The organism is Pseudoalteromonas sp. KJ63-1 (genome assembly GCF_055808145.1).
Genome location: NZ_CM147855.1, coordinates 36,427 through 58,604 on the forward strand (window position 1 = coordinate 36,427; position 22,178 = coordinate 58,604).

At 41.4% G+C, this 22,178-nt stretch carries 25 protein-coding genes; 15 read left to right on the plus strand and 10 right to left on the minus strand.

The features are described from left to right. Window positions 1–12: 12 nt before the first annotated feature. The 9 genes from rplD to rpsQ are packed head-to-tail and all read left to right on the plus strand — an operon-like array spanning window position 13 to window position 3,985. Window positions 13–618 (plus strand): 50S ribosomal protein L4, encoded by a 606-nt coding sequence (gene rplD / locus AC0L7Q_RS00170; protein WP_008108340.1) that lies wholly within the window; start codon window positions 13–15, stop codon window positions 616–618. After that, a complete protein-coding gene (gene rplW, locus AC0L7Q_RS00175) occupies window positions 615–917 on the plus strand; it encodes a 50S ribosomal protein L23 (protein WP_008108343.1) in 303 nt (100 codons plus the stop codon). The genes rplD and rplW overlap by 4 nt, the downstream gene beginning before the upstream one ends. Window positions 918–933: 16 nt before the next feature. Beyond that, a complete protein-coding gene (rplB, locus tag AC0L7Q_RS00180; protein ID WP_007376192.1) occupies window positions 934–1,758 on the plus strand; it encodes a 50S ribosomal protein L2 in 825 nt (274 codons plus the stop codon). 15 nt (window positions 1,759–1,773) lie between these two features. After that, window positions 1,774–2,052 (plus strand): 30S ribosomal protein S19, encoded by a 279-nt coding sequence (rpsS, locus tag AC0L7Q_RS00185; RefSeq protein ID WP_004588689.1) that lies wholly within the window; start codon window positions 1,774–1,776, stop codon window positions 2,050–2,052. Window positions 2,053–2,065: 13 nt separating this feature from the next. Beyond that, the gene (rplV, locus tag AC0L7Q_RS00190) at window positions 2,066–2,398 is read left to right on the plus strand and encodes a 50S ribosomal protein L22 (RefSeq protein ID WP_004588690.1); all 333 of its coding nucleotides are present in this window, start codon (window positions 2,066–2,068) and stop codon (window positions 2,396–2,398) included. Between the two features lie 12 nt (window positions 2,399–2,410). After that, the gene (gene rpsC / locus AC0L7Q_RS00195) at window positions 2,411–3,124 is read left to right on the plus strand and encodes a 30S ribosomal protein S3 (protein ID WP_418157324.1); all 714 of its coding nucleotides are present in this window, start codon (window positions 2,411–2,413) and stop codon (window positions 3,122–3,124) included. After that, window positions 3,124–3,537 carry a 50S ribosomal protein L16 gene (gene rplP / locus AC0L7Q_RS00200; protein ID WP_008108352.1) on the plus strand — a complete coding sequence of 138 codons (414 nt, stop codon included), beginning with the start codon at window positions 3,124–3,126 and terminating at the stop codon, window positions 3,535–3,537. Before rpsC ends, rplP begins: the two co-directional genes overlap by 1 nt. After that, window positions 3,537–3,728 (plus strand): 50S ribosomal protein L29, encoded by a 192-nt coding sequence (gene rpmC, locus AC0L7Q_RS00205; protein WP_008108355.1) that lies wholly within the window; start codon window positions 3,537–3,539, stop codon window positions 3,726–3,728. The genes rplP and rpmC overlap by 1 nt, the downstream gene beginning before the upstream one ends. Next, window positions 3,728–3,985, plus strand: a complete 258-nt coding sequence (gene rpsQ, locus AC0L7Q_RS00210) for a 30S ribosomal protein S17 (protein WP_413401085.1) — start codon at window positions 3,728–3,730, stop codon at window positions 3,983–3,985. Before rpmC ends, rpsQ begins: the two co-directional genes overlap by 1 nt. A 325-nt stretch (window positions 3,986–4,310) precedes the next feature. Here rpsQ and AC0L7Q_RS00215 read toward each other — a convergent pair whose 3' ends face one another. Continuing rightward, window positions 4,311–5,921: an endonuclease gene (locus tag AC0L7Q_RS00215; protein WP_413401086.1), complete on the minus strand. Its 1,611-nt coding sequence runs from the start codon at window positions 5,919–5,921 to the stop codon at window positions 4,311–4,313. Window positions 5,922–6,218: 297 nt separating this feature from the next. Between AC0L7Q_RS00215 and AC0L7Q_RS00220 the strand changes: the two genes are divergently transcribed. The 4 genes from AC0L7Q_RS00220 to AC0L7Q_RS00235 all read left to right on the plus strand — a co-directional run bounded on the left by AC0L7Q_RS00220 (window position 6,219) and on the right by AC0L7Q_RS00235 (window position 11,246). Next, window positions 6,219–8,033 carry an assimilatory sulfite reductase (NADPH) flavoprotein subunit gene (locus AC0L7Q_RS00220; RefSeq protein WP_413401087.1) on the plus strand — a complete coding sequence of 605 codons (1,815 nt, stop codon included), beginning with the start codon at window positions 6,219–6,221 and terminating at the stop codon, window positions 8,031–8,033. Between the two features lie 67 nt (window positions 8,034–8,100). Then, the gene (cysI, locus tag AC0L7Q_RS00225) at window positions 8,101–9,798 is read left to right on the plus strand and encodes an assimilatory sulfite reductase (NADPH) hemoprotein subunit (protein WP_413401088.1); all 1,698 of its coding nucleotides are present in this window, start codon (window positions 8,101–8,103) and stop codon (window positions 9,796–9,798) included. Between the two features lie 42 nt (window positions 9,799–9,840). Further along, window positions 9,841–10,581, plus strand: coding sequence for a phosphoadenylyl-sulfate reductase (locus tag AC0L7Q_RS00230; RefSeq protein ID WP_413401089.1), 741 nt, complete (start codon window positions 9,841–9,843; stop codon window positions 10,579–10,581). Between the two features lie 134 nt (window positions 10,582–10,715). Continuing rightward, on the plus strand, window positions 10,716–11,246 hold the full coding sequence (locus tag AC0L7Q_RS00235; RefSeq protein ID WP_413401090.1) for a DUF4124 domain-containing protein: 531 nt from the start codon (window positions 10,716–10,718) through the stop codon (window positions 11,244–11,246). Here AC0L7Q_RS00235 and AC0L7Q_RS00240 read toward each other — a convergent pair. The 4 genes from AC0L7Q_RS00240 to AC0L7Q_RS00255 form a co-directional block, all read right to left on the minus strand. Next, entirely contained in the window at window positions 11,233–11,499 is a 267-nt protein-coding gene (locus AC0L7Q_RS00240; RefSeq protein ID WP_409424377.1) for a hypothetical protein, read from the minus strand. The genes AC0L7Q_RS00235 and AC0L7Q_RS00240 overlap by 14 nt on opposite strands. Window positions 11,500–11,634: 135 nt before the next feature. Beyond that, a complete protein-coding gene (gene acnA, locus AC0L7Q_RS00245) occupies window positions 11,635–14,379 on the minus strand; it encodes an aconitate hydratase AcnA (RefSeq protein WP_413401091.1) in 2,745 nt (914 codons plus the stop codon). Window positions 14,380–14,579: 200 nt separating this feature from the next. Continuing rightward, on the minus strand, window positions 14,580–15,008 hold the full coding sequence (locus tag AC0L7Q_RS00250) for a hypothetical protein (RefSeq protein WP_409424379.1): 429 nt from the start codon (window positions 15,006–15,008) through the stop codon (window positions 14,580–14,582). A 96-nt stretch (window positions 15,009–15,104) separates the two neighbouring features. Beyond that, entirely contained in the window at window positions 15,105–15,488 is a 384-nt protein-coding gene (locus tag AC0L7Q_RS00255) for an RNA-binding S4 domain-containing protein (RefSeq protein ID WP_008108378.1), read from the minus strand. A 244-nt stretch (window positions 15,489–15,732) separates the two neighbouring features. Between AC0L7Q_RS00255 and AC0L7Q_RS00260 the strand changes: the two genes are divergently transcribed. Together AC0L7Q_RS00260 and AC0L7Q_RS00265 are read left to right on the plus strand one after the other, a co-directional pair. After that, window positions 15,733–16,014 (plus strand): hypothetical protein, encoded by a 282-nt coding sequence (locus tag AC0L7Q_RS00260; RefSeq protein WP_008108379.1) that lies wholly within the window; start codon window positions 15,733–15,735, stop codon window positions 16,012–16,014. A 71-nt stretch (window positions 16,015–16,085) separates the two neighbouring features. After that, entirely contained in the window at window positions 16,086–16,751 is a 666-nt protein-coding gene (locus AC0L7Q_RS00265; RefSeq protein ID WP_413401092.1) for a hypothetical protein, read from the plus strand. An 8-nt stretch (window positions 16,752–16,759) separates the two neighbouring features. On the opposite strand, the gene AC0L7Q_RS00270 is transcribed toward AC0L7Q_RS00265, so the two are convergent. The 5 genes from AC0L7Q_RS00270 to glnA form a co-directional block, all read right to left on the minus strand. Beyond that, entirely contained in the window at window positions 16,760–17,218 is a 459-nt protein-coding gene (locus AC0L7Q_RS00270) for a Crp/Fnr family transcriptional regulator (protein ID WP_008108381.1), read from the minus strand. 31 nt (window positions 17,219–17,249) lie between these two features. Beyond that, the gene (gene ntrC / locus AC0L7Q_RS00275; RefSeq protein ID WP_010391999.1) at window positions 17,250–18,635 is read right to left on the minus strand and encodes a nitrogen regulation protein NR(I); all 1,386 of its coding nucleotides are present in this window, start codon (window positions 18,633–18,635) and stop codon (window positions 17,250–17,252) included. Between the two features lie 15 nt (window positions 18,636–18,650). Then, the gene (gene glnL / locus AC0L7Q_RS00280; protein WP_413401093.1) at window positions 18,651–19,721 is read right to left on the minus strand and encodes a nitrogen regulation protein NR(II); all 1,071 of its coding nucleotides are present in this window, start codon (window positions 19,719–19,721) and stop codon (window positions 18,651–18,653) included. A gap of 81 nt (window positions 19,722–19,802) precedes the next feature. Then, window positions 19,803–20,324 carry a DUF4124 domain-containing protein gene (locus AC0L7Q_RS00285; protein ID WP_409424385.1) on the minus strand — a complete coding sequence of 174 codons (522 nt, stop codon included), beginning with the start codon at window positions 20,322–20,324 and terminating at the stop codon, window positions 19,803–19,805. Between the two features lie 114 nt (window positions 20,325–20,438). Next, window positions 20,439–21,845, minus strand: coding sequence for a glutamate--ammonia ligase (gene glnA, locus AC0L7Q_RS00290; RefSeq protein WP_413401094.1), 1,407 nt, complete (start codon window positions 21,843–21,845; stop codon window positions 20,439–20,441). Between the last annotated feature and the right edge of the window lie 333 nt (window positions 21,846–22,178).

The window sequence follows — 22,178 nt, forward strand, 5'->3', positions numbered from 1 at the left end:
GGAGATTTAGTGATGGAATTAGCAATTAAAGACGCTTCTGGCGCTCTTGAAGTTTCTGAAGCTACTTTTGGACGTGAGTTTAACGAAGCATTAGTACACCAAGTAGTTGTTGCATACGCAGCAGGTGCTCGTCAAGGTACTCGTGCTCAGAAGACACGTTCTGAAGTAAGCGGTGGTGGTAAAAAACCATGGGCTCAAAAAGGTACTGGCCGTGCACGTGCTGGTACAATCCGTAGTCCAATTTGGCGTTCAGGTGGCGTTAGCTTCGCAGCTAAACCACAAGACCACAGCCAAAAAGTAAACCGTAAAATGTACCGTGGTGCGATCAAAAGCATCTTATCTGAATTAGTTCGTCAAGAGCGTTTAATCGTTGTTGAGAGTTTTGGTCTTGAAGCACCAAAAACTAAAGAACTAGTTGCTAAGCTTAAAGAACTTGAGCTTAAAGATGTTCTTATCGTGACTGAAGAAGTAGATGAAAATCTTTTCTTATCGGCACGTAACCTGTACAAGGTTGACACACGTGATGTAGCTGGTATCGATCCTGTAAGCTTAATTGCTTTCGATAAGGTACTAATTACAGCTGCTGCTGTTAAGCAACTTGAGGAGGCGCTAGCATGATCCGTGAAGAACGTCTTTTAAAAGTGATCCTTGCTCCACACATCTCTGAAAAAAGCACAATCGCTGCTGAAGAAAACAATACTATTGTTTTTAAAGTAGCAAATGACGCAACTAAAGCTGAAGTTAAAGCGGCAGTTGAGAAGCTTTTTGAAGTAGAAGTAACTGGTGTTCGCACACTTAACGTTAAGGGTAAAACAAAACGTACTGGCATGCGTTTCGGTCGTCGTAGCGACTGGAAGAAAGCTTACGTTACTCTTAAAGAAGGTAGCGAGCTGGACTTTGTCGGCGGCGCCGAGTAATAAGGGAGTTAGAATTATGGCACTTCAAAAGTGTAAGCCAACTTCTGCGGGTCGTCGTCACCTAGTTAAAGTGGTTAACCCAGATTTACATAAGGGTAAACCTTACGCACCACTATTAGAGAAAAACTCTAAATCAGGTGGTCGTAATAACAATGGTCGTATTACGGTTCGTCATATCGGTGGTGGTCATAAGCAGCATTACCGTTTAATCGATTTTAAACGTACTAAAGATGGCATTCCAGCCACTGTTGAGCGTTTAGAATATGATCCAAATCGTAGCGCAAACATCGCTCTTGTATTATATGCAGACGGTGAGCGTCGTTACATTATCGCACCTAAAGGCTTAAAAGCTGGCGATGCAATCCAGTCTGGTGTTGATGCACCAATCAAACCTGGTAATGCATTACCAATGCGTAATATGCCTGTAGGTTCGACTGTTCACAACGTAGAATTAAAACCAGGTAAAGGTGCTCAAATCGCACGTTCTGCTGGTGCATACGTTCAAATCCTTGCTCGTGATGGTCAATATGTAACATTACGTCTTCGTTCAGGCGAAGTTCGTAAAGTTGAGTCTGATTGTCGTGCTACGCTAGGTGAAGTAGGCAATGCTGAGCATATGCTTCGTTCACTTGGTAAAGCAGGTGCAAATCGCTGGCGTGGTATTCGTCCGACAGTTCGTGGTGTTGCCATGAACCCGGTTGATCACCCACACGGTGGTGGTGAAGGTCGTACATCTGGTGGTCGTCATCCTGTGTCTCCATGGGGTAAACCGACTAAAGGTGCTAAGACGCGTAAGAACAAGCGTACGGATAAATTTATAGTACGTCGTCGTACTAAGTAATATTGAGGAATAGCCATGCCACGCTCTCTCAAGAAGGGTCCTTTTATAGACCTACACTTGCTGAAGAAGGTAGAGAAAGCTTTGGAAAGCGGTGAAAAGAAGCCAATTAAAACTTGGAGCCGTCGTTCAATGATCATACCTAACATGATCGGATTGACCATTGCTGTCCATAATGGTCGCCAGCATGTACCAGTTTTCGTTTCTGACGAAATGATCGGTCACAAACTAGGTGAATTTGCACCAACTCGCACTTACCGTGGCCATGCTGCGGATAAGAAAGCGAAGAAACGTTAAGAGGGGAAGATAAATGCAAGCATTAGCTAAACATAAATTCGCCTCTGGTTCGGCGCAAAAAGCACGTCTAGTTGCAGATCAGATCCGCGGGTTACCTGTCGATCGCGCACTAGAAATCCTGGCGTACAGCCCGAAAAAAGCGGCTGTATTAGTTAAGAAAGTACTTGAGTCTGCTATTGCTAACGCAGAGCATAACGAAGGTGCTGACATTGATGAGCTACGTGTAACAACGATCTTTGTGGACGATGGTCCAACAATGAAACGTATTATGCCACGTGCTAAAGGACGCGCAGACCGCATCCTTAAGCGTACAAGCCACATCACTGTTGTGGTTTCAGATAGCTAGGAGATATAAGTAATGGGACAAAAAGTTCATCCTACTGGTATTCGCCTAGGTATATCTAAACCTTGGGTTTCTACCTGGTACGCGAATTCAAAAGATTTCTCTGCACAGCTTTTTGGCGATCACAAAGTACGTACATTCCTTACTAAGGAATTGAAAGCGGCTTCTGTGTCTAAAATCGTTATTGAGCGTCCAGCAAAATCTATCCGAGTAACTATTCACACGGCTCGTCCGGGTGTTGTTATCGGTAAAAAAGGCGAAGACGTAGAAAAATTACGTCAAGCGGTAACTAAAATCGCTGGTGTACCTGCTCAGATTAATATTTCTGAAGTACGTAAACCAGAACTAGATGCACAACTAGTAGCAGACGGCATTGCCTCTCAGCTAGAGCGTCGTGTTATGTTCCGTCGCGCTATGAAGCGTTCGGTACAAAATGCAATGCGCATCGGTTCTAAAGGGATTAAAGTTGAAGTTAGCGGTCGTCTTGGCGGCGCAGAAATCGCACGTTCAGAATGGTATCGTGAAGGTCGTGTACCTCTACATACTCTTCGTGCTGATATCGACTACGCAACTTCTGAAGCCTTAACCACTTACGGTATCATTGGTGTTAAAGTTTGGATCTTCAAAGGCGAAGTTATTGGTGGTTTACCACTAGTACAAGAGCAAGAGAAGCCAGCTAAACGCGCACCAAAGAAAGCCAAAAAAGTGCTAAGTAGAGGTAGCGAGTAATGTTACAGCCAAAACGTACAAAATTCCGTAAAATGCATAAAGGCCGCAACCGTGGTCTAGCGCAAAACGGTAACAAAGTAAGCTTCGGTACTTTCGGTTTGAAAGCTACTGGTCGTGGCCGCATGACTGCTCGTCAAATCGAAGCAGCTCGTCGTGCTATGACACGTCACGTGAAACGTCAAGGTAAAATCTGGATCCGTGTCTTCCCTGACAAGCCGATCACAGAAAAACCTCTTGAAGTTCGTATGGGTAAAGGTAAAGGTTCTGTTGAATATTGGGTTGCTGAAATTCAGCCTGGTAAAGTACTTTACGAAATGGAAGGTGTTTCAGAAGAGCTTGCTCGTGAAGCGTTTAACCTTGCTGCTCGTAAGCTGCCATTCAAAACAACTTTCGTAACTCGGACGGTAATGTGATGAAAGCAAACGAACTAAAAGATAAAAGCGTAGAAGAGCTTAATGCTGAACTTCTAGGTCTTCTTCGTGAGCAGTTTAACCTGCGCATGCAAGCAAGCACTGGTCAGCTAGCTCAGACACACACGCTAAGAACAGTACGTCGCGATATCGCGCGTGTAAAAACAATTATTAACCAGAAGGCAGGTCAATAATGAGCGATAAAATTCGTACTCTTCAAGGCCGTGTAATTAGCGACAAGATGGAAAAATCTTTCACTATTGCTATCGCACGTTACGTGAAGCACCCAATCTATGGGAAATTCATCAAACGTACGACTAAGTTACACGTACATGACCAAGATAACACTGCAAAAGCGGGTGACGTAGTTACTATCCGTGAATGCGCTCCAATCTCTAAGAATAAATCTTGGACTTTGGTAGAGGTTGTTGAACGTCCAAAACAAGCTTAATTTTTAATTAAGTCTGTTTTATAAGAAACCCCAGCTTTTGCTGGGGTTTTTTTTGCGTTTAAAAAAGCGATAAGTTTAAAGTTTTACGTCGACGCTCGCAGTGGGCTTACTAGCCGTAACTTAGACCTAAACCCGAGGGTAAAGAAGTAATCAAAATAAAAAAGCCTTTGCGAATACAAAGGCATATGCTTTTCTGCGAAGCCCGAAGCCCGAAGCCCGAAGCCCGAAGCCCGAAGCCCGAAGCCCGAAGCCCGAAGCCCGAAGCCCGAAGCCCGAAGCCCGAAGCCCGAAGCCCGAAGCCCGAAGCCCGAAGCCCGAAGCCCTTTTACCAAATCATCTCTACAAACTCAGGGTGATCGATATACGGGTTACGATTTCCCTGAAATTCAAACGCTGCTTGGTTGCGGTCTAATTCCATTTGGCTAACAGGGTCGTTGTTATGCCACTTTAACAGCATGGCCACAACCCAGCTTTCAAATACTTGGGTATTGGTGCCATTAAGCACGTCATTACTAGCTGCGGTGTTATTTTGCCAAGCACCAATCACATTTTCGTAGCGGGTTGCCATGTAAAAATAAGCACGAGCAAAGTCACCTTTAAATTCATCAATAGGTTCAAATACAGTACCGTTGTAATTAATCGTATTACTTGCAGAGCCTAATTTACTGCCGTTGGTTGAGGTAAACGAAGCGCTTGCTACTTCACCGAACGGGAAGTTACTTCGTTTTGAATTTACATAGCCGTCTGTGGCGTAAATATGATGAACATCAGAGTTCATCGGTTCAACTTTTCCACCAAACCAACTTTTAGGGAACGAATGCTCTCGGTTGTAGCAATCCGCCTCTCCACTGTAGGTGCCACATTGATCGCTAACGGCTGTGTATGTGTAGCTATCAGAGCCATTGGGCTTCTCGCTGTACATATCTAAAATACTATTATCGTTTTCAAAGTATTTATCACGCGCCGATGCGTCGTAAAAATTCCAAATAGCAGAATACCCTTGAGCATTATGATTATTAATAATGTTATAAAGCTCAGTTTTTAGCGTGTAACCAGACAAGCCTTGGGTTGTCACATAATAGCCGGTTGGCGTCGGTGTTGGCTCAGGGCTTCCTAATGAGAAAGCGGTAGCCTCGGTTGTTTGAAAACTAGCTCCACTGGCAAGCAATGTGCTTTCATTATTCAAGGCGTAGCTACCACTGCCATATGAACAGCAAATACCATCGCCATAGCTGTCATTAATAGTAAATGTATACTCACCATCGGCTACGCATAATTGTTCGGTATATTGGGTGTTTGCAGCATACCCACTTCCGCTTGCAACGACACCGGTTTGGTTGTGCGCTATTTGCCAGCTGGTTTCTTCGCCGTAGTTATCTGTGGTTAGGCTAAAGGTAAGGCTGTTATCTGCGCAGCTCACAGAGCCACTGCTGTCATTATTGGGCAAGAAGTTATCAACATAAACTAACTCGCTACCATCAAATCCCGTTGTATCATAAAAGCGTAAGCCGACATCAATGGTTTTATTACTATCAGCTGTGTAGCTGTAAGTTATACTCTGCCATTGGTTGGTTTGTGCTGGATTTGAATAGCCTTGATAACCATCTATCAACAAACGCGCCTTAAGATGGCCTTCGGTATGATACACATCTACTGAGAACTCATAAGTTTTACCCATTTCAACAGCGACTTGCTGCAAAAAATCAGTATTGCTTTGTGTGCCTGTATTAACGCTAATCGCTGCTGCTTGTGAGCCTGTGCTTACGACTGTGCTGTTGGCAGATACGTTAATACCGCTATCAATCACTGTCCACGCATCTGGGGTGTTGCCACTGTATTGTTCAAAGTTGCCATTAACCACATTAGCCATCGCGGGTAATGAGGATAATAACAAGGTGCTCAAAAGTAATTTGTTTTTATATATACCGTGTAACATAGGTGTTCCTATTTATATTTTTGCGTAATATACCTTAGAACATTAAAGTTACAAAATTGTTAAATTAAAATTTCATAAAAGACAATAAAACCCTTTTAGGTCTATTTCGCAGGTTTTTAGGTAACTTAATAACTAAATGGAATATCAAAGCAGATTCTATTCTTTTTTTATCTATGCTTAGGCGGCTATCCTGCATACTCAATTAACCTCAACAGAACTTTCTGAGTGAGGTGGCACTCATTTTAAACAATGTGAACAAGCATTGTGTTTAACGTTCAGGGTTATGAGGAAAAATTCATGTTGTTAGGTCAACTCAATGCGCTAGCAAGTCCGCTTTCGCAAGAGCAAGTACAAAAGCTACAAGGTTTAGTGGCTGAGCTTAATCCAATTCAGCAAGCGTGGGTTAGCGGCTACTTAGCTGCTAATGCTAATTCTGCAGCGCTAGGCGCACCAGCTTCAGTTACACCCGCAACCTCGGAAGCGGCAGCGTTGACCATTTTATATGGTTCGCAAACAGGTAATGCTAAAGCGGTGGCGACTAAACTTAAAGAGCAAGCTGAGTCTCGCGGCTTAGCAACAAAACTGGTTAGTATGTCAGATTACAAACCGACAGCCCTGAAAAAAGAAAAGTTTTTAACCGTTGTTGTATCGACTTACGGCGAGGGTGAGCCACCAGAAGACGCCGAAACACTGTATGAATTTTTAATTACTAAAAAAGCGCCAAAGCTTGATGGTGTCAAAGTTGCAGTATTAGGTTTAGGTGATTCTAGCTATGAATTTTTCTGCCAAACCGCTAAAGACTTTGAAGAGCGTTTAACTAAATTAGGTGCAGAGGTTATTCATCAACGCGCCGACCTAGACGTTGATTATGATGACGAAGCAGCCACTTGGATTGAGGGCGCATTAAATGCGTTTGAACCAGACTTAAAAGCCCAGCAAGGTGCGACAGGCGGTCAAGTTGTTTCTATGCCATTTGGCGCTCCTGCAGCAGCGGCTAGTCAGTACACAAAGCAAAATCCGTTTGCGGCAGAGCTAAGCTTAGTGCAAAAAATTACCGGTCGTGATTCAACCAAAGATGTACGCCATGTTGAAATTTCACTAGAAGGGTCAGACATTACGTATACACCTGGTGATTCACTCGGTATTTACTTTTTAAATGATGAAGCCCGTGTAGATGAGCTACTAGCGCAAACGCAAATTGATCCAACTAGCCGCGTTAAACTTGGCGATGAAGAACTCAGCGTGCGTGATGCCTTAATTGAAAAATTAGAGCTAACACAATCCTACCCTGGCTTTGTTGAAAAATATGCCACGGCTACAGGCACCCCTGAGCTGCTTAAGCTAGTAGAAGATAAAGGCGCAATGCGCGAATACATTGAGCCTCGTCAAATCTTTGATGTGGTTGCACAAAACCCTGCTAAATTAGAAGCGCAAACACTAGTGGATTGCCTGCGTAAATTACAAGCACGTTTATATTCAATTGCTTCTAGCCAAGCTGAGGTTGAAGATGAGGTGCACTTAACTATTGCATTAGTTGAGTTTGAAGCGTTTGGCACAGAGCACTTAGGTGGTTGTTCAGGGTACTTAGCACGCCGCGCAGAAGAAGGCTGTAAAGTAAAAGTGTTCAGTGAACATAACGATAACTTCCGCTTACCAGTAAGTGATGACACACCAATTATTATGGTTGGTCCAGGTACTGGTATTGCGCCATTTCGCGCCTTTTTACAAGAACGTGATGCACGAGAAGCAACAGGTAAAAACTGGCTGTTTTTTGGTAACCCACACTTTACTCAAGACTTCTTGTACCAAGTAGAAATTCAAGGGTACTTAAAGTCAGGTTTACTAAGTAAGATTGATGTAGCGTTTAGCCGTGACCAAGCAGAAAAAGTTTATGTACAAGACAAGTTACGTAAAAACTCAAAAGAAGTATTTGATTGGTTAGAAGCGGGCGCTCATTTTTATGTTTGTGGCGACGCTAACCGCATGGCAAAGGATGTACACAATGCCTTAGTTGATATCATTAGCGAAAACACCGGTAAAAGCTATGAAGACGCAGAGCAGTACTTAAAAGACTTAAGAAGCGCAAATCGCTATCAGAAAGACGTGTACTAAGTACACATTGTTTACTTTATAAAAAGTAACGCTAACAGCCGTCACTGTAACAAATTTAGGATTAAACATGAGCGAACAAGATAAAAACGTAAAGCTTTCTGATAACGAGCGTTTGAAAAGAGAAAGCAACTTTTTACGTGGCACGATAGAGCAAGATTTAAAAGACGAGATCACCGGTGGTTTTACCGCCGATAATTTCCAGTTAATTCGTTTTCACGGCATGTATCAACAAGATGATCGTGATATCCGTCCTGAACGTGCTAAACAAAAGCTAGAGCCATTGCATAATGTGATGCTACGCGCACGTATGCCTGGCGGTATTATTAAGCCAGAGCAATGGCTTGCAATTGATAAATTTGCTGGTGATAAAACCAGTTATGGCAGTATTCGTTTAACAACTCGCCAAACATTTCAGTTTCATGGTGTATTAAAACCTGAAATTAAAGGTATGCATCAATTGCTTAATAGTGTTGGAATTGATTCGATTGCCACCGCCGGTGATGTTAACCGTAATGTGTTATGTACTACCAATCCGGTTGAGTCTGAGTTACATCAAGAGGCCTACGAGTGGGCAGCAAAAATTTCTGAACACTTATTACCTAAAACGAAGGCATACGCTGAAATTTGGCTCAATGGCGAAAAATCTGAAACCACAGAAGAGCCTATTTTAGGCTCAACGTATTTACCGCGCAAGTTTAAAACCACAGTGACGATCCCACCTAATAATGAGGTGGACGTACATGCTAACGATTTAAACTTTGTGGCGATTGCTGAGGATGGCAAACTCGTTGGTTTTAACGTGTTAGTAGGCGGCGGTCTAGCGATGACCCATGGCGATACAGCAACCTACCCGCGTAAAGCGGACGACTTTGGCTTTATTAGCCTAGAAGATACGTTAAAAATTGCTGAGCACGTGGTATCTGTTCAGCGTGATTGGGGTAACCGCTCAAATCGTAAAAATGCAAAAACTAAATACACACTTGATCGTGTTGGCACTGAAGTATTTAAAGCTGAAGTTGAAAAGCGTGCGGGCGTGAGCTTTGCACCAAGCCGCCCTTATGAGTTTACTCACCGAGGGGATCGTATTGGTTGGGTAGAAGGCATTGATGGTAAGCACCACCTAACCCTATTTATTCAAAGTGGTCGTATTTTAGATTACCCAAATAAGCCGCTTAAAACAGGGTGTCGCAAAATTGCAGAAATTCATCAAGGTGATTTTCGCATGACGGCAAATCAAAACTTAATTATTGCCGGTGTACCGGCCGATCAAAAAGCAGTAATTGAAGAAATAGCCCGCAATCATGGTTTGATTGACGATAAGGACACTGAGCAACGCAAAAATTCAATGGCGTGTGTGGCATTGCCAACTTGCCCATTAGCTATGGCCGAAGCTGAGCGTTACTTACCGAGTTTAATTGAAAAAATAGAAGGCTTATTAGCCAAGCACGGGGTGCCAAATGACAGCATCATTATGCGTGTAGTTGGTTGTCCGAATGGCTGTGGTCGTGCCATGCTAGCAGAAGCAGGTTTGGTCGGCAAAGGCCCAGGTAAGTACAACGTTTACCTTGGGGGTAATACGGAGGGTACACGTATTCCAAAGCTTTACCTTGAAAATGTTGGCGAAGAGGTTTACTTAGAAGCATTCGATAAACTCATTGGACAATGGGTTAGTGAGCGTAATGATGGCGAATGTTTTGGTGATTTTGTTATTCGCAAAGGTATTGTTGCAGAAGTAAAAGTATCCGTTACCGATTTTTACGCATAATTTAAAAGTAGCGCAAAGCGCTGGTGAGGTTTAAAGTTGACCATGAGTGAATTTAAAAACATATTAAAGCTAGATAAAAAAAGCCAACAGGCCATGTTAGCTGATGCGAACGGTTTACTGGCTGACATGAGCGCAGAGCAGCGCGTTACATGGGCTCTAGAGCACTTGCCTGACACTGCGTTTTTATCATCGAGTTTTGGTATCCAAGCTGCAGTAATGTTGCACTTAATGACTGCACAGCGCCCCGATATACCTGTGGTATTAACAGATACTGGCTACTTATTTCCAGAAACTTATCAGTTTATAGAGCAAATGACTTCGCAGTTATCACTTAACTTAAAAGTGTATAAAGCGCAGCTGAGCCCTGCATGGCAAGAGGCTAAATTTGGAAAATTATGGGAGTTAGGTGAGGCAGGTATTAAGCAATACAACCAGCTTAATAAAGTAGAGCCAATGACACGCGCTTTAAAGGAGCTAAATGCGAGCACTTGGTTTAGTGGCCTACGTCGAGATCAATCCTCAAGCCGTGCTGAAAAGCAAGTACTAGAAATAAGCCGAGGCACGGTAAAAGTATATCCCATTATTGAATGGAATAATCGCGATATATATCAGTATCTAACAAAGCACAATTTGCCATACCACCCATTATGGGAGCAAGGTTATGTGTCGATGGGGGATATACATACCACGCGTAAATTAGAGCCCGGCATGAGTGAAGAAGAAACCCGCTTTTTTGGCTTGAATCGTGAGTGTGGCCTGCATATAGATGGAGATGGTATTTAATTATATTATTATTCAAAGCTATAAAATGAAAAAACGCAGCCTTTGCTGCGTTTTTTGTTGTTAAATATTTGCTGAATTGGTTCTTTTTTATTATATTAGTTGTGATGATGGATTAAACACACAGCAGGAACGCTATGAAATACTTCACCTATTTAGCAGTGTCAGTGATGATAATTGCTATTATCTTATTGTTTTATATTAAAAAACCTAATGGCCAGCCTTGGCTAAGCACTTCTCATATTTATAATGAATCAACAGAGATCAAGAATGAAATGATAGCGCTTTCATCTAGCGCGTTAGATAGTATTACCTCAGCAATTACCACAGCGGATGAAAAAATCACTGGGGCTAACTTTGAGTCAGAAACTCCCGAGCCAATTTATAAATGGCAAGATGAGCAAGGACAGTGGCATTTCTCAGATGTACCAAATAAGAATGGTAAAAGCGAAGTGGTTAAGCTTAACCCCGCCGATATCAATGTCGTGGTTGCAGAAGATACCGCCATTTTGAGTGGCAGTGCTAAATCAGCAGTAAAGCCTTTTCCTCAGCGGGCACCAGAGATATACAACAGTGAATCAATTAATAAGCTATTTGAAGATGCTGAAAAAGCTAAAAAGAGAATAGAGCAACGCAGTAAAGAGGTCGAAAGTTTTAGCGGCTTTTAGCTTCGGGATGTTTGATTTGCTGTGATTCTAAATAGCGCTTTTCTGCTTCCATTAATAATATGGTTAAATAAATTTTAGTTGGCAGTGATAAAAACACACCAATTGCAATGCAGGCAGCTGCAGTAATAATACCTTGAATGCCGTATTGGTTGGTAATGTAGCTCGATACAATTAAACCATGGCCTGTCACTATTAAGCACAACCCAAGCAAAATCGATGTTTTAAGTAGTCTTATTATTACAATTGAAGACATAGCGACCTCTGCGCAGCGTGTCTTCTTAGTTTATATAATCTTTATAAAGCGGAATTGATTTAGCGCAAGCATCGATTAATAATATAAAAAAGCCCAGCTCATTACTGAGCTGGGCTGCATTTTCGTTTTAAGCTGCTAGTCGAGCATATTGCGCAGTACGTACTGTAAAATACCACCATGTTTGTAGTAGTCCCACTCTTTCGGAGTATCAATACGCACATCGGCACTAAAGCTAATTTGTTTACCTTCACTGTTAGTGGCAATAACACTGACTTCGTCGGTTTTATCGTATAACCCTTGAATATCAAATTGCTCTTGCCCAGTTAAGCCTAGTGATTCATGGCTTTCACCTTCTTTAAATTGTAAAGGAAGTACGCCCATACCAATTAAATTAGAGCGGTGAATACGTTCATAGCTTTGTGCTATCACAGCTTTAATACCGAGTAATAATGAGCCTTTTGCAGCCCAATCTCGTGAGGAGCCGGTACCATATTCTTTACCTGCTAGAACCACTAAGGGTGTTCCACTTTCTTGATATGCCATTGCCGCATCATAAATACTTTCTAGCTTATCGTCAGGTTGAGTGCGGGTAACACCGCCCTCGGTTCCAGGAGCCAGTAAGTTTTTAAGGCGCACATTTGCGAACGTACCGCGCATCATTACTTCGTGATTACCACGTCGTGATCCATAAGAGTTAAATTGCGCTTTTTCAACCCCATTTTCTTGTAGGTAAAGCCCTGCCGGTGCCTCTGCCTTAATTGCACCTGCTGGTGAAATATGATCGGTAGTCACCGAATCCCCCAGTTTAGCTAAACAACGCGCACCCTCAATAGTTGGAATACCCGGTGGTTCAACACTCATACCATCAAAGAAAGGCGCTTTTTTAATATAAGTAGAAGCACCGTCCCAATCGTAAAGTTTACCATCAGGTATTTGAATTTTTTGCCAACGACTGTCGCCATCGTAAACATTGGCATAGCTTTTTTCGAACATCTCTTTAGTTACCGTACTTTTTACTAGTTCACTTACTTCTTTAACGCTCGGCCAAATATTTTTAAGGTAAATATCGTTACCATGCTTATCTTGCGCTAGTGGCTCGTTGTAAACATCAATATCGGTTCTACCCGCTATGGCATAGGCAACTACTAAAGGAGGCGACGCTAAAAAGTTCATTTTAACATCTTGATGTATGCGCCCTTCAAAGTTACGGTTACCCGATAAAATTGAGCTTACAACTAATTTGTGTTTTTGAATCGCTTCACTAATTTCATCGGCAAGTGGGCCTGAATTACCAATACATGTGGTACAGCCATAACCCACTAAATTAAAGCCGAGTGCATCCAAGTCATCCATCAACCCTGCTTTTTCAAGGTAATCGGTAACCACCTGTGAACCTGGCGCAAGTGAGGTTTTAACCCAAGGTTTTACATTAATACCTAACTGACGTGCTTTTTGAGCTACTAAACCGGCAGCTAAAATAACACTTGGGTTAGATGTGTTTGTACAGCTAGTAATTGCAGCAATAACACAGGCACCATCATTTAACTCAAATTCTTCTCCATTAAAGTTTACTTTTGCTGCGCCCATAAACTGCGCTTCATCAGTTGGTTCATCTGGATTGATAGTAGGGCCTTCGCTTTCAATACGCGCTTGCTCTTCATCGCTTTTATCACGACGTGCCATACGCTCGTCTTGAAAGTCTTTTAAGTGCTGACCAATAACCTTGCCGGCTTTATCCAAAGTAATTCTATCTTGCGGGCGTTTAGGGCCTGCTAGGCTAGGCACAACATCATCTAAAGTTAGTTCAAGCTTATCGGTATAATGTGCTTCGTCGCCATCGTTACGCCATAAGCCTTGGTGTTTAGCGTAATCTTCAATTAGTTTGAGCTGCTTCTCATCGCGATTAGTTAAGCGTAAGTAATTAATCGTTTCATCATCAATAGGGAAAATACCACAGGTTGCGCCATACTCTGGCGCCATATTAGCGATAGTTGCTCTATCGGCAAGTGGCAAATCGGCAAGGCCGTCACCATAAAACTCAACAAACTTACCTACCACACCGTGGTTACGCAGCATTTCAGTAACGCTAAGTACTAAATCGGTTGCTGTAGTGCCCTCAGGTAAGCGACCATTTAATTTAACACCCACAACTTGTGGAATAAGCAAGCTAATAGGTTGGCCAAGCATGGCGGCTTCGGCTTCAATGCCACCTACACCCCAGCCAAGTACGCCTAAACCATTAATCATAGTTGTATGAGAATCTGTGCCGACTAGTGTATCTGGGTAGGCTAATGATTTGCCGTTTTTTGTATCATTAAATACTACGCGGGCTAAATACTCTAAATTCACTTGGTGAACTATACCGGTTGCGGGTGGTACAACTTTTAAGTTATCAAATGCGGTTTGTCCCCAACGTAAAAATTCGTAACGCTCTTTGTTGCGCTCATATTCTAATTTTGAATTTAAGTCGAATGAGCCATCTTTACCATAACCATCCACTTGCACCGAGTGATCAATTACCAGCTCTGCAGGAGAAAGCGGGTTTATTTTTGCAGGATCACCACCGAGCCTTTCCATTGCATCACGCATGGCAGCTAAATCAACAATTGCAGGGACACCAGTGAAATCTTGCATTACTACGCGGGCTGGAGTAAACGCCACCTCGGCAGAGGGCTTCGCTTTTGGATCCCAATCTAATAAGGCCTGAATATCTTGTTCTTTAATATTCACACCATCTTCGTTACGTAGTAAGTTTTCTAGCAATACTTTTAACGAGAAAGGCAGGCGTTTGGCTTTATCGCCAAGTCCCATGAGCGAGTTGATATGATATTGCTCGCCATTGATAGTGAGCTGTTGTTGGGTGTCGAAACTATTTTTCATTATTTGTCCCTTCAATAAATTAGATTAATATTCTTGTAAAAGTGACCTCTGTAGTGATTTGCAAAGTGTGTACCATGATAAAAAATACCATACTGTATAATTTATTTTGGTCGTTATTTAAATAGAGATGAAGGCCAAAAGTTAAAATTCAAGAGATACTCTGAGTAATAATTGACCACAAAACTAAACTCAAAAAAGTGTTATTTAAAGTAGTCCTGTTGCTTTAAATGGAAACTTAAATACACCAATGCAATCGAAATTATCGTGACTGCAATAGGCATAAAAATAGCGCTAATACCAAACAAGTTGATGCTATTAATAATCATAAAATTATAGTATTGCTGAGCTAGAACCGCTGCCAAAGAGATTATTAATGTTAATGTGGCTAGTGACTTTTTGAATAACAAAAGTACGCATCCTAATGCGCCGCCAAATACCGCAATAGCAAACGCTAAAGTAGCCCATAGAGGTTGGCTGTTATAAGCAAGCTGTTGTTCTTCAGGTAGTTTACTTATCATCTCTGGAGAGAGAAACAGCTGCATGACAAATGCAAGAATACCTAATATGTTCCATAATAAGGCAGTAATAAGTACGGGTTTTATCCAGCGGTTTGAGGTGTTTTCTGACATGTAAGCATCTATTTTTTATTATTGATATTCTATTAAAGAATAAAAAAGCCAGTGATGCAAACTGGCTTTTAATAACACGTATAACTTAAGCAAATGTTAGCCAAATGAAATAGGGCGACGACCCGTTTTTTCATCAACTTTAGGCTTTTTAGTGCGTTTGCGTTTATTTTTAGCCGGCTCTGTTGTTGCTACTGGCGCGGCTTTTTCTGCTGTCACTGTTTCATCAATAACTGGACGTTCTGCTGGAGTGGCATCTTCACTTAACGTTAATTGAAACAACTCGCCATCAAATGCAAGTACATCACCGCTGTATAATTTTTTCCGTTTGATTGTACAAATTTCATGGTTAACACCGACATAGCCTTCGCTAATTAGGTTTTTTGCTTGACCACCACCTTCAACAAGATCTAATACCTTTAATAATTTGCACAGCTCTATAGGCTCTTCTTCTAACTCAACTTCTATATATTCTTCGTTCATCATGTTTCTCAGTGGGGGTGGTATTAGCTGTAGTATAAAGGCTCAGTGGCTATTTTGCACCAAAGTGAGCTTGTTAGGTGAGTTGATTATGTGATTTTTTATGAAACTTTTTATCTCTTTTTATAGTCTTTAAAAAAACTGAAGTAATTCAGGGTTAAGCTTCACGCGAAAAAAATTACACATTGGCGCGCTAATTGCCAATATCGGCCGTATAAGAGATTGAATATAAATAATGGAGTAAAACATGGGCATAAGATTAGCGATGAAAAAAGAGCTAATGGGCTTAGAGCATTCAGATCTGTTAACCGCTGATGATGTAAGAGCGCATCTAGCACAACAGGTAAAAGAAGATACTGAACGTGGCTTTTCAGTTATCTCTAAGTTTAACGATACCCATAGCCAGCTAACTAGCGGGCTTAAAACCAAACAAAGTGAGCTAGTATTTGAGCGTCATCGGTTATTTAATGAAGTGCTGTACAAACGTCAGAGTGTCGATGCATGGCTAAATAACCAGACTTCAGGTTAAACAGCCAAATAAATTAAGTTGCCATTTTAAATCACTCCTTTAGACTACACTTGTAATCAATGGGGGTGATAATGAAAAATGGAATTTTAGCGTGTGCACTCATGCTATTGTTGAGTGCATGCCAACAACCTACAGTGTATATATTTAGTAAAGGTTTATCGGACTCACAGCGTCAGCAGCTAGAGGCCGCACTTAAATCACAATCCTTACCTTACGAATATGTTGAACACGACATCCCTCGGGAATTTGGCGTAGCTACTTTACTATTATCAAATGATAGAATTTTACGCCAAGAAACAGAGCAGTTAGCTACTATTATGCAAGGGCTAGGTTATCAACCCGAAATTAGCTACACCACACGCGAAAATCACTTTTATGGCGATGGTAATATTGGTTTTTATCTAAAAAATACTAATGCGTATGACGCTTTTACCATGCCTTCTCGGTTGCGAACAACCCAGTGCGAAAAAGATGAGTTTAATGACCTAGTCGTAACCTTTAATGATCAACATGCTGAGTTCACATTAATCAGCGGCGCAAAAGTCACATTGAAATGGGAATATTTATACGGCTATTTGGTTATTTACTACAGCAATTATTCACAAACCTACACTCATTCACAGCCATTGGTTGAGACACCTTTTGGCGATAAACCATCAGACACATATACCATAACAGCTCATGTAAATAAGCCAGGCTGGCTTAATTGTTCAATGCAGGTTGTTTATATGGATTAAGTTAACTGTTAACCATGCTCTTCTATATGCTCCGAGAGTTTTGCAATGCGCAGGCTCATACCTTCAATAATACGGTCTTTAATTTTTTCACGTATGACATTAGGTAGGCGGGTAAGGGCATCGGCAGTAATAGCCAGTACTATAGCGCTTTCTTTGGCGCGTGCATTAATACTGCGCTCTCGGTTATTAATAAATGCACCTTCACCAATAAATTCGCCAGGTTCTATACTGCCCAGTTCCAGTAGGTGATTGTGTTTAAACACCATTAAAGATCCACTGAGCACAATAAACAGTCGCTTATCATTATCAAATTCTTTAAATAAAAACTGATTTTTATTTATCAAATAGAGCAAACCAAACGACTCAAGCAGAATTTGGCGCTCATTAAGTGTGAATTCTTTAAAAAAATCTAAGCGATTTATAATCTCCATTTGCTTAAACAAAGGGATGTTCTCAATTAACTTCATTAATAACCTAGGACGCTAGTCTTATAAAATATCAGCTAATATTGCGCTCTTTTAATTTTCGGGTCAACGTATTGCGACCCCAACCAATTTTTACTGCGGCTTCTTGCTTATGGCCAGAACAATTAGCCAGTGCTGTTTTTATTAAGCGGGTTTCTAGCTGGGCTTGAATATCCGGCCAAATATTTTCTTTACCTTGTTTAAACTCTTGATTAAGCCACTGCTGAAATGAATCTAGCCAATCGCCTTCTTGTGTTGCGGCGGCATTATCAATAATTTCAGGAGGTAAATCTTGCTCGCCAATCAGCTCTCCAGGCGCCATAACGGTTAACCAGCGGCAGGTGTTTTCAAGTTGACGAACATTCCCAGGCCAATTAAATAAACACAGTTGTTTAATTGCTTTAGGGCTTAATACTTTGCTATCTACTTGCAGGTCTTTTGCGCTTTTATGTAAAAAGTGTAGCGCTAGGCGCTCTATATCCTCAGGGCGCTCGCGTAAAGCAGGTAAACGTAGGCGAACCACGTTTAAACGATGAAATAAATCATCCCTAAACTTACCTTGCTTTACCAGTTCTTCTAAGTTTTGATGGGTGGCAGCAATAATGCGTACATCTACTTTTATACTTTGATGACCCCCTACGCGATAAAATTCGCCATCGGCTAATACGCGCAATAATCGCGTTTGTACATCCAGTGGCATATCACCGATTTCATCCAAAAATAAGGTACCGCCATTAGCTTGTTCAAAGCGACCTTTACGCACGCTATCTGCTCCAGTAAAAGCGCCTTTTTCATGGCCAAACAGTTCAGATTCAACTAATTCTTTAGGGATGGCAGCCATATTAAGGGCAATAAATTGGTTTTCTTTACGTGGGCTGTGGTTATGCAAAGCACTGGCAACCAACTCTTTACCAGTACCTGACTCTCCATTGATCAGTACGCTCATACTCGATGCTGAGAGTTTACCTATGGCACGAAATACCTCCTGCATAGCAGGGGCTTCACCAATAATATGGGCACTTTTGGGTGGCGCGCTTTTACGTTTCGTTTTTTTAGTGGAATTAGCTCGATACGCACTTTCCACCAGTGCAACTGCTTCATTTAAATCAAACGGCTTGGCCAAATACTCAAATGCGCCTTTTTGGAATGCATTAACGGCTGAATCAAGGTCTGAGTGGGCGGTCATAATGATCACAGGTAGCCCCGGCGTTTGCTCTGCTATTAGCTCAAGCAACGCCATACCATCCATGCCAGGCATTCTCACATCAGAAATCAACACGCTAGGTTGACTAAATTTTAGCGCGTTAAGTACGTTTTGCGCATCTGCAAAACTTTCTACTTCAAACCCTGCGCGAGTCAGTGCTTTTTCTAATACAAAGCGAATTGAGGCATCATCATCTACAAGCCAAGCTGTTTTCATGCAAACTCCAAAGTATTAATCTGTAAACGGCAGATAAATATTAAATTCAGTATGTCCCGGCCAACTATCACATTCGATATAGCCATCATGTTGATCAATCAAGGTTTGCGCTATAGATAACCCAAGTCCCGAGCCACCTTCTTTATTGGTAGTCATAGGATAAAATAAGGTGTCGCGTAAATTAGCATCAATACCTGGGCCGTTATCCATTACTTGAATAAGTAGTGCCTTTTTAGGGGCTTTGCCAGGACGACGATGCTGGTAATTAATCCGCGTTTTTATTTTTATTTCGCCACCATCTACTAATGCTTGTTGTGCATTACGCACAATGTTTAGCACTACCTGTTGAACTTTGCTCTGATCAATATAAACATCAGGAATACTCGGATCGTAGTCTTTAACTAACCGAATATCGCGGTTGTTATCTAAGGTACTGAGTTTTACAACCGACTCTAATGTTTGATGTATATTGCCATACGATTTTTGCGGCAGCTGATTGGGTCCAAGGAGTCTATCAACTAATTCACGCAACCGATCGGCTTGTTCAATTATCAGTTCTGCACATTGATCTCTTTCTTGCTGATCACCTTCATACTGCAATAATTGCGCCGCCCCGCGAATTCCACCCAGTGGGTTTTTAATTTCATGAGCTAAACCGCGAATTAAGTTACGTGCAGCTTGGTATTGGTGCATTTGATTTGAGACTTGATCGTGCTTTATTTCGTCATCAGTTTGTCGACATTCAAATAAAATATAAAAGGTGTCGTTATGCTTTATTCGTCGTGTGCTGACCGCTAACTTTGCATGGCGAGAATCGATAAACACCACATCAGCTCTATGCTGGTGGCAGTCTACACCGTCAACTAACGAATACTGTGCAATACGTTTTAAGTCTATAGAGTGGTAATTAAATAAATCATCGAACGCTTGCCCTGGTAAGCGCTTTTCGCCTAAGCCAAGTAATTCACTGGCACTAGTGTTGGCGTAAATGAGCGTAAAGCTTTCATCAAGTAACATCAGGGCGGTGGTTTGGTTTTGCCAAATTATATTTAGTAGCTCTGGGCTAAAATGTGTTTTGTTAATCATTATTGCACCATTTTAGTGCGCCTGGGGAGGTAGGCAAGGTTTTTAGTAAAATATACGCTAATTGTGCGTACTTAACTGCAATTACCGACCTATATTAAGGCCTTTGCGATGCATAAAAAATACACTTTCAGGGCTAGTTGCAATTACCTGGTTTTGTTTATTATAAAGTTTAACTTGTAGTCTGTGTTGCCCGCGCTCTACATCTCTTAACGCCAGCATAGTGGTGTCACTAGGTTCATCAATGGCAACGCCATTTAAAAATAAACCAATGGTAAATCCAGCTTCAAACCGAGGAGCAATCTGAGTTGAAACATACACAGAGCCGGTGTTTTCTCTTATAGCTTGGTTGGGCTCTGGCGATGTAATGCTAATTTTAAACTTTACCGCTGTTTTAGTTGGTGAAGTATTAAGAATATCAGTATTTGTTGCAGGCATGTTGAAGTGTTGGCTAGTGAGTTTAACCTCTTTAGCACCAGGTTGGGGGGTATCTGAAAAAACCAGTACACCATTTTTATCTTTCCATGCGTAAATTTTTTTATTATTCGCATGGCTATTAAGGCTTAATATTAAAGCTATTAATAGCAATAAAACCTTACCTATCATCCTGCTAACCTGCATTGTTAAAACATACTTTACTTTAGTGTAGAACCATTAAATTTACCATAAAAAAAGCCCGCAGAGCGGGCTTAAAACACACATTATTTATCGGTTAATAAATTAACAGCTGTAGTACATTTCAAACTCAACTGGGTGAGTTGTCATGTTAAGTTTTTCAACTTCTTTTGACTTAAGTGCAATGTAAGCATCGATTAGGTCGTTAGTGAATACGCCACCTTGGTTTAAGAACTCACGGTCTGCATCTAATGCCGCTAATGCTTCATCTAATGATGCTGCCACTGTTGGAATTTCTGCCGCTTCTTCAGCTGGTAAGTCGTATAAATCCTTATCCATAGCATCGCCAGGGTGAATTTTGTTTTTAATTCCGTCAAGGCCAGCCATAAGCATTGCTGAGAATGCAAGATATGGGTTAGCAGTTGGATCTGGGAAGCGTACTTCAATACGACGACCTTTTGCAGATGGAACCACTGGAATACGAATTGATGCTGAACGGTTACGTGCAGAGTATGCAAGCATTACCGGTGCTTCAAAGCCAGGTACTAAACGCTTGTACGAGTTAGTTGATGCATTGGCAAAAGCGTTGATTGCTTTAGCATGTTTGATGATACCACCAATGTAGTAAAGCGCGTCTTCAGAAAGACCGCCGTACTTATCACCTGCGAATAAGTTTACGCCGTCTTTAGCTAAAGACTGGTGACAGTGCATACCTGAACCGTTATCGCCAACAACAGGCTTAGGCATAAAGGTTGCTGTTTTTCCGTATAAATGAGCCATGTTGTGAATAACATATTTCATTTCTTGGATTTCATCTGCTTTTAAAACCATAGTGTTAAAGCGAGTTGCGATTTCATTCTGACCGGCAGTTGCCACTTCGTGGTGGTGCGCTTCAACAACTTGCCCAAGCTCTTCAAGAACTAAACACGTTGCAGAACGCCAATCCTGAAAATCATCAACAGGTGCAACCGGGAAGTAACCGCCTTTAATACCTGGACGGTGGCCTGTGTTGCCATCTGCATATTCTTTATCTGAGTTCCAAGCTGCTTGCTTAGAATCAATTTTATACATTGAACCTGACATGTCAGATTTGTATTTAACGTCGTCAAATACGAAAAACTCTGGCTCTGGACCAAATAAAACGGTGTCAGCAATACCGGTAGAACGCATGTACTCTTCAGCGCGTTTTGCCACTGAGCGTGGGTCGCGCTCATAACCTTGTAATGTAGAAGGCTCAACCACGTCACAACGAACTATTAGCGTTGTTTCTTCTGTGAAAGGGTCAAGCTTGATTGAATCTGCATCAGGTAGTAACACCATGTCTGATTCATTAATGCCTTTCCAGCCAGCAATTGAAGAACCGTCGAACATTTTTCCATCTTCAAAAAAGTCTTCATCAACTTGATGATGAGGAATAGAAACATGTTGCTCTTTACCTTTTGTGTCAGTAAAGCGTAAATCAATGAACTTAACGTCATTTTCTTTAATAAAATCTAAAACCGATTGTGACATGTGTCCTCCAACTATTGGGTTTTATTATTGCTGCTTAGATACTTTAAATACTTACAAGCTGATTTTGTGCCACTATTATAATATGTTGTTTTTAATGTAAAAATATATAAACAATATAAAGGTGATATAGATTAAGCACTATTTTGGTGCGTAATAATTCCAAAATAGTGCAACATTTACAGAGTCATAATTGCTTGCAAATTAATCACCCTAGACTAACACACAGAAATTGCAAAATACGCATTAAAGTCGCTTTAAATTAACTCAAAACCACCTTTTTAGATAAATTTATAAAAATTAATCATCAAAATTAATTATTTTAAAACAAAGGGT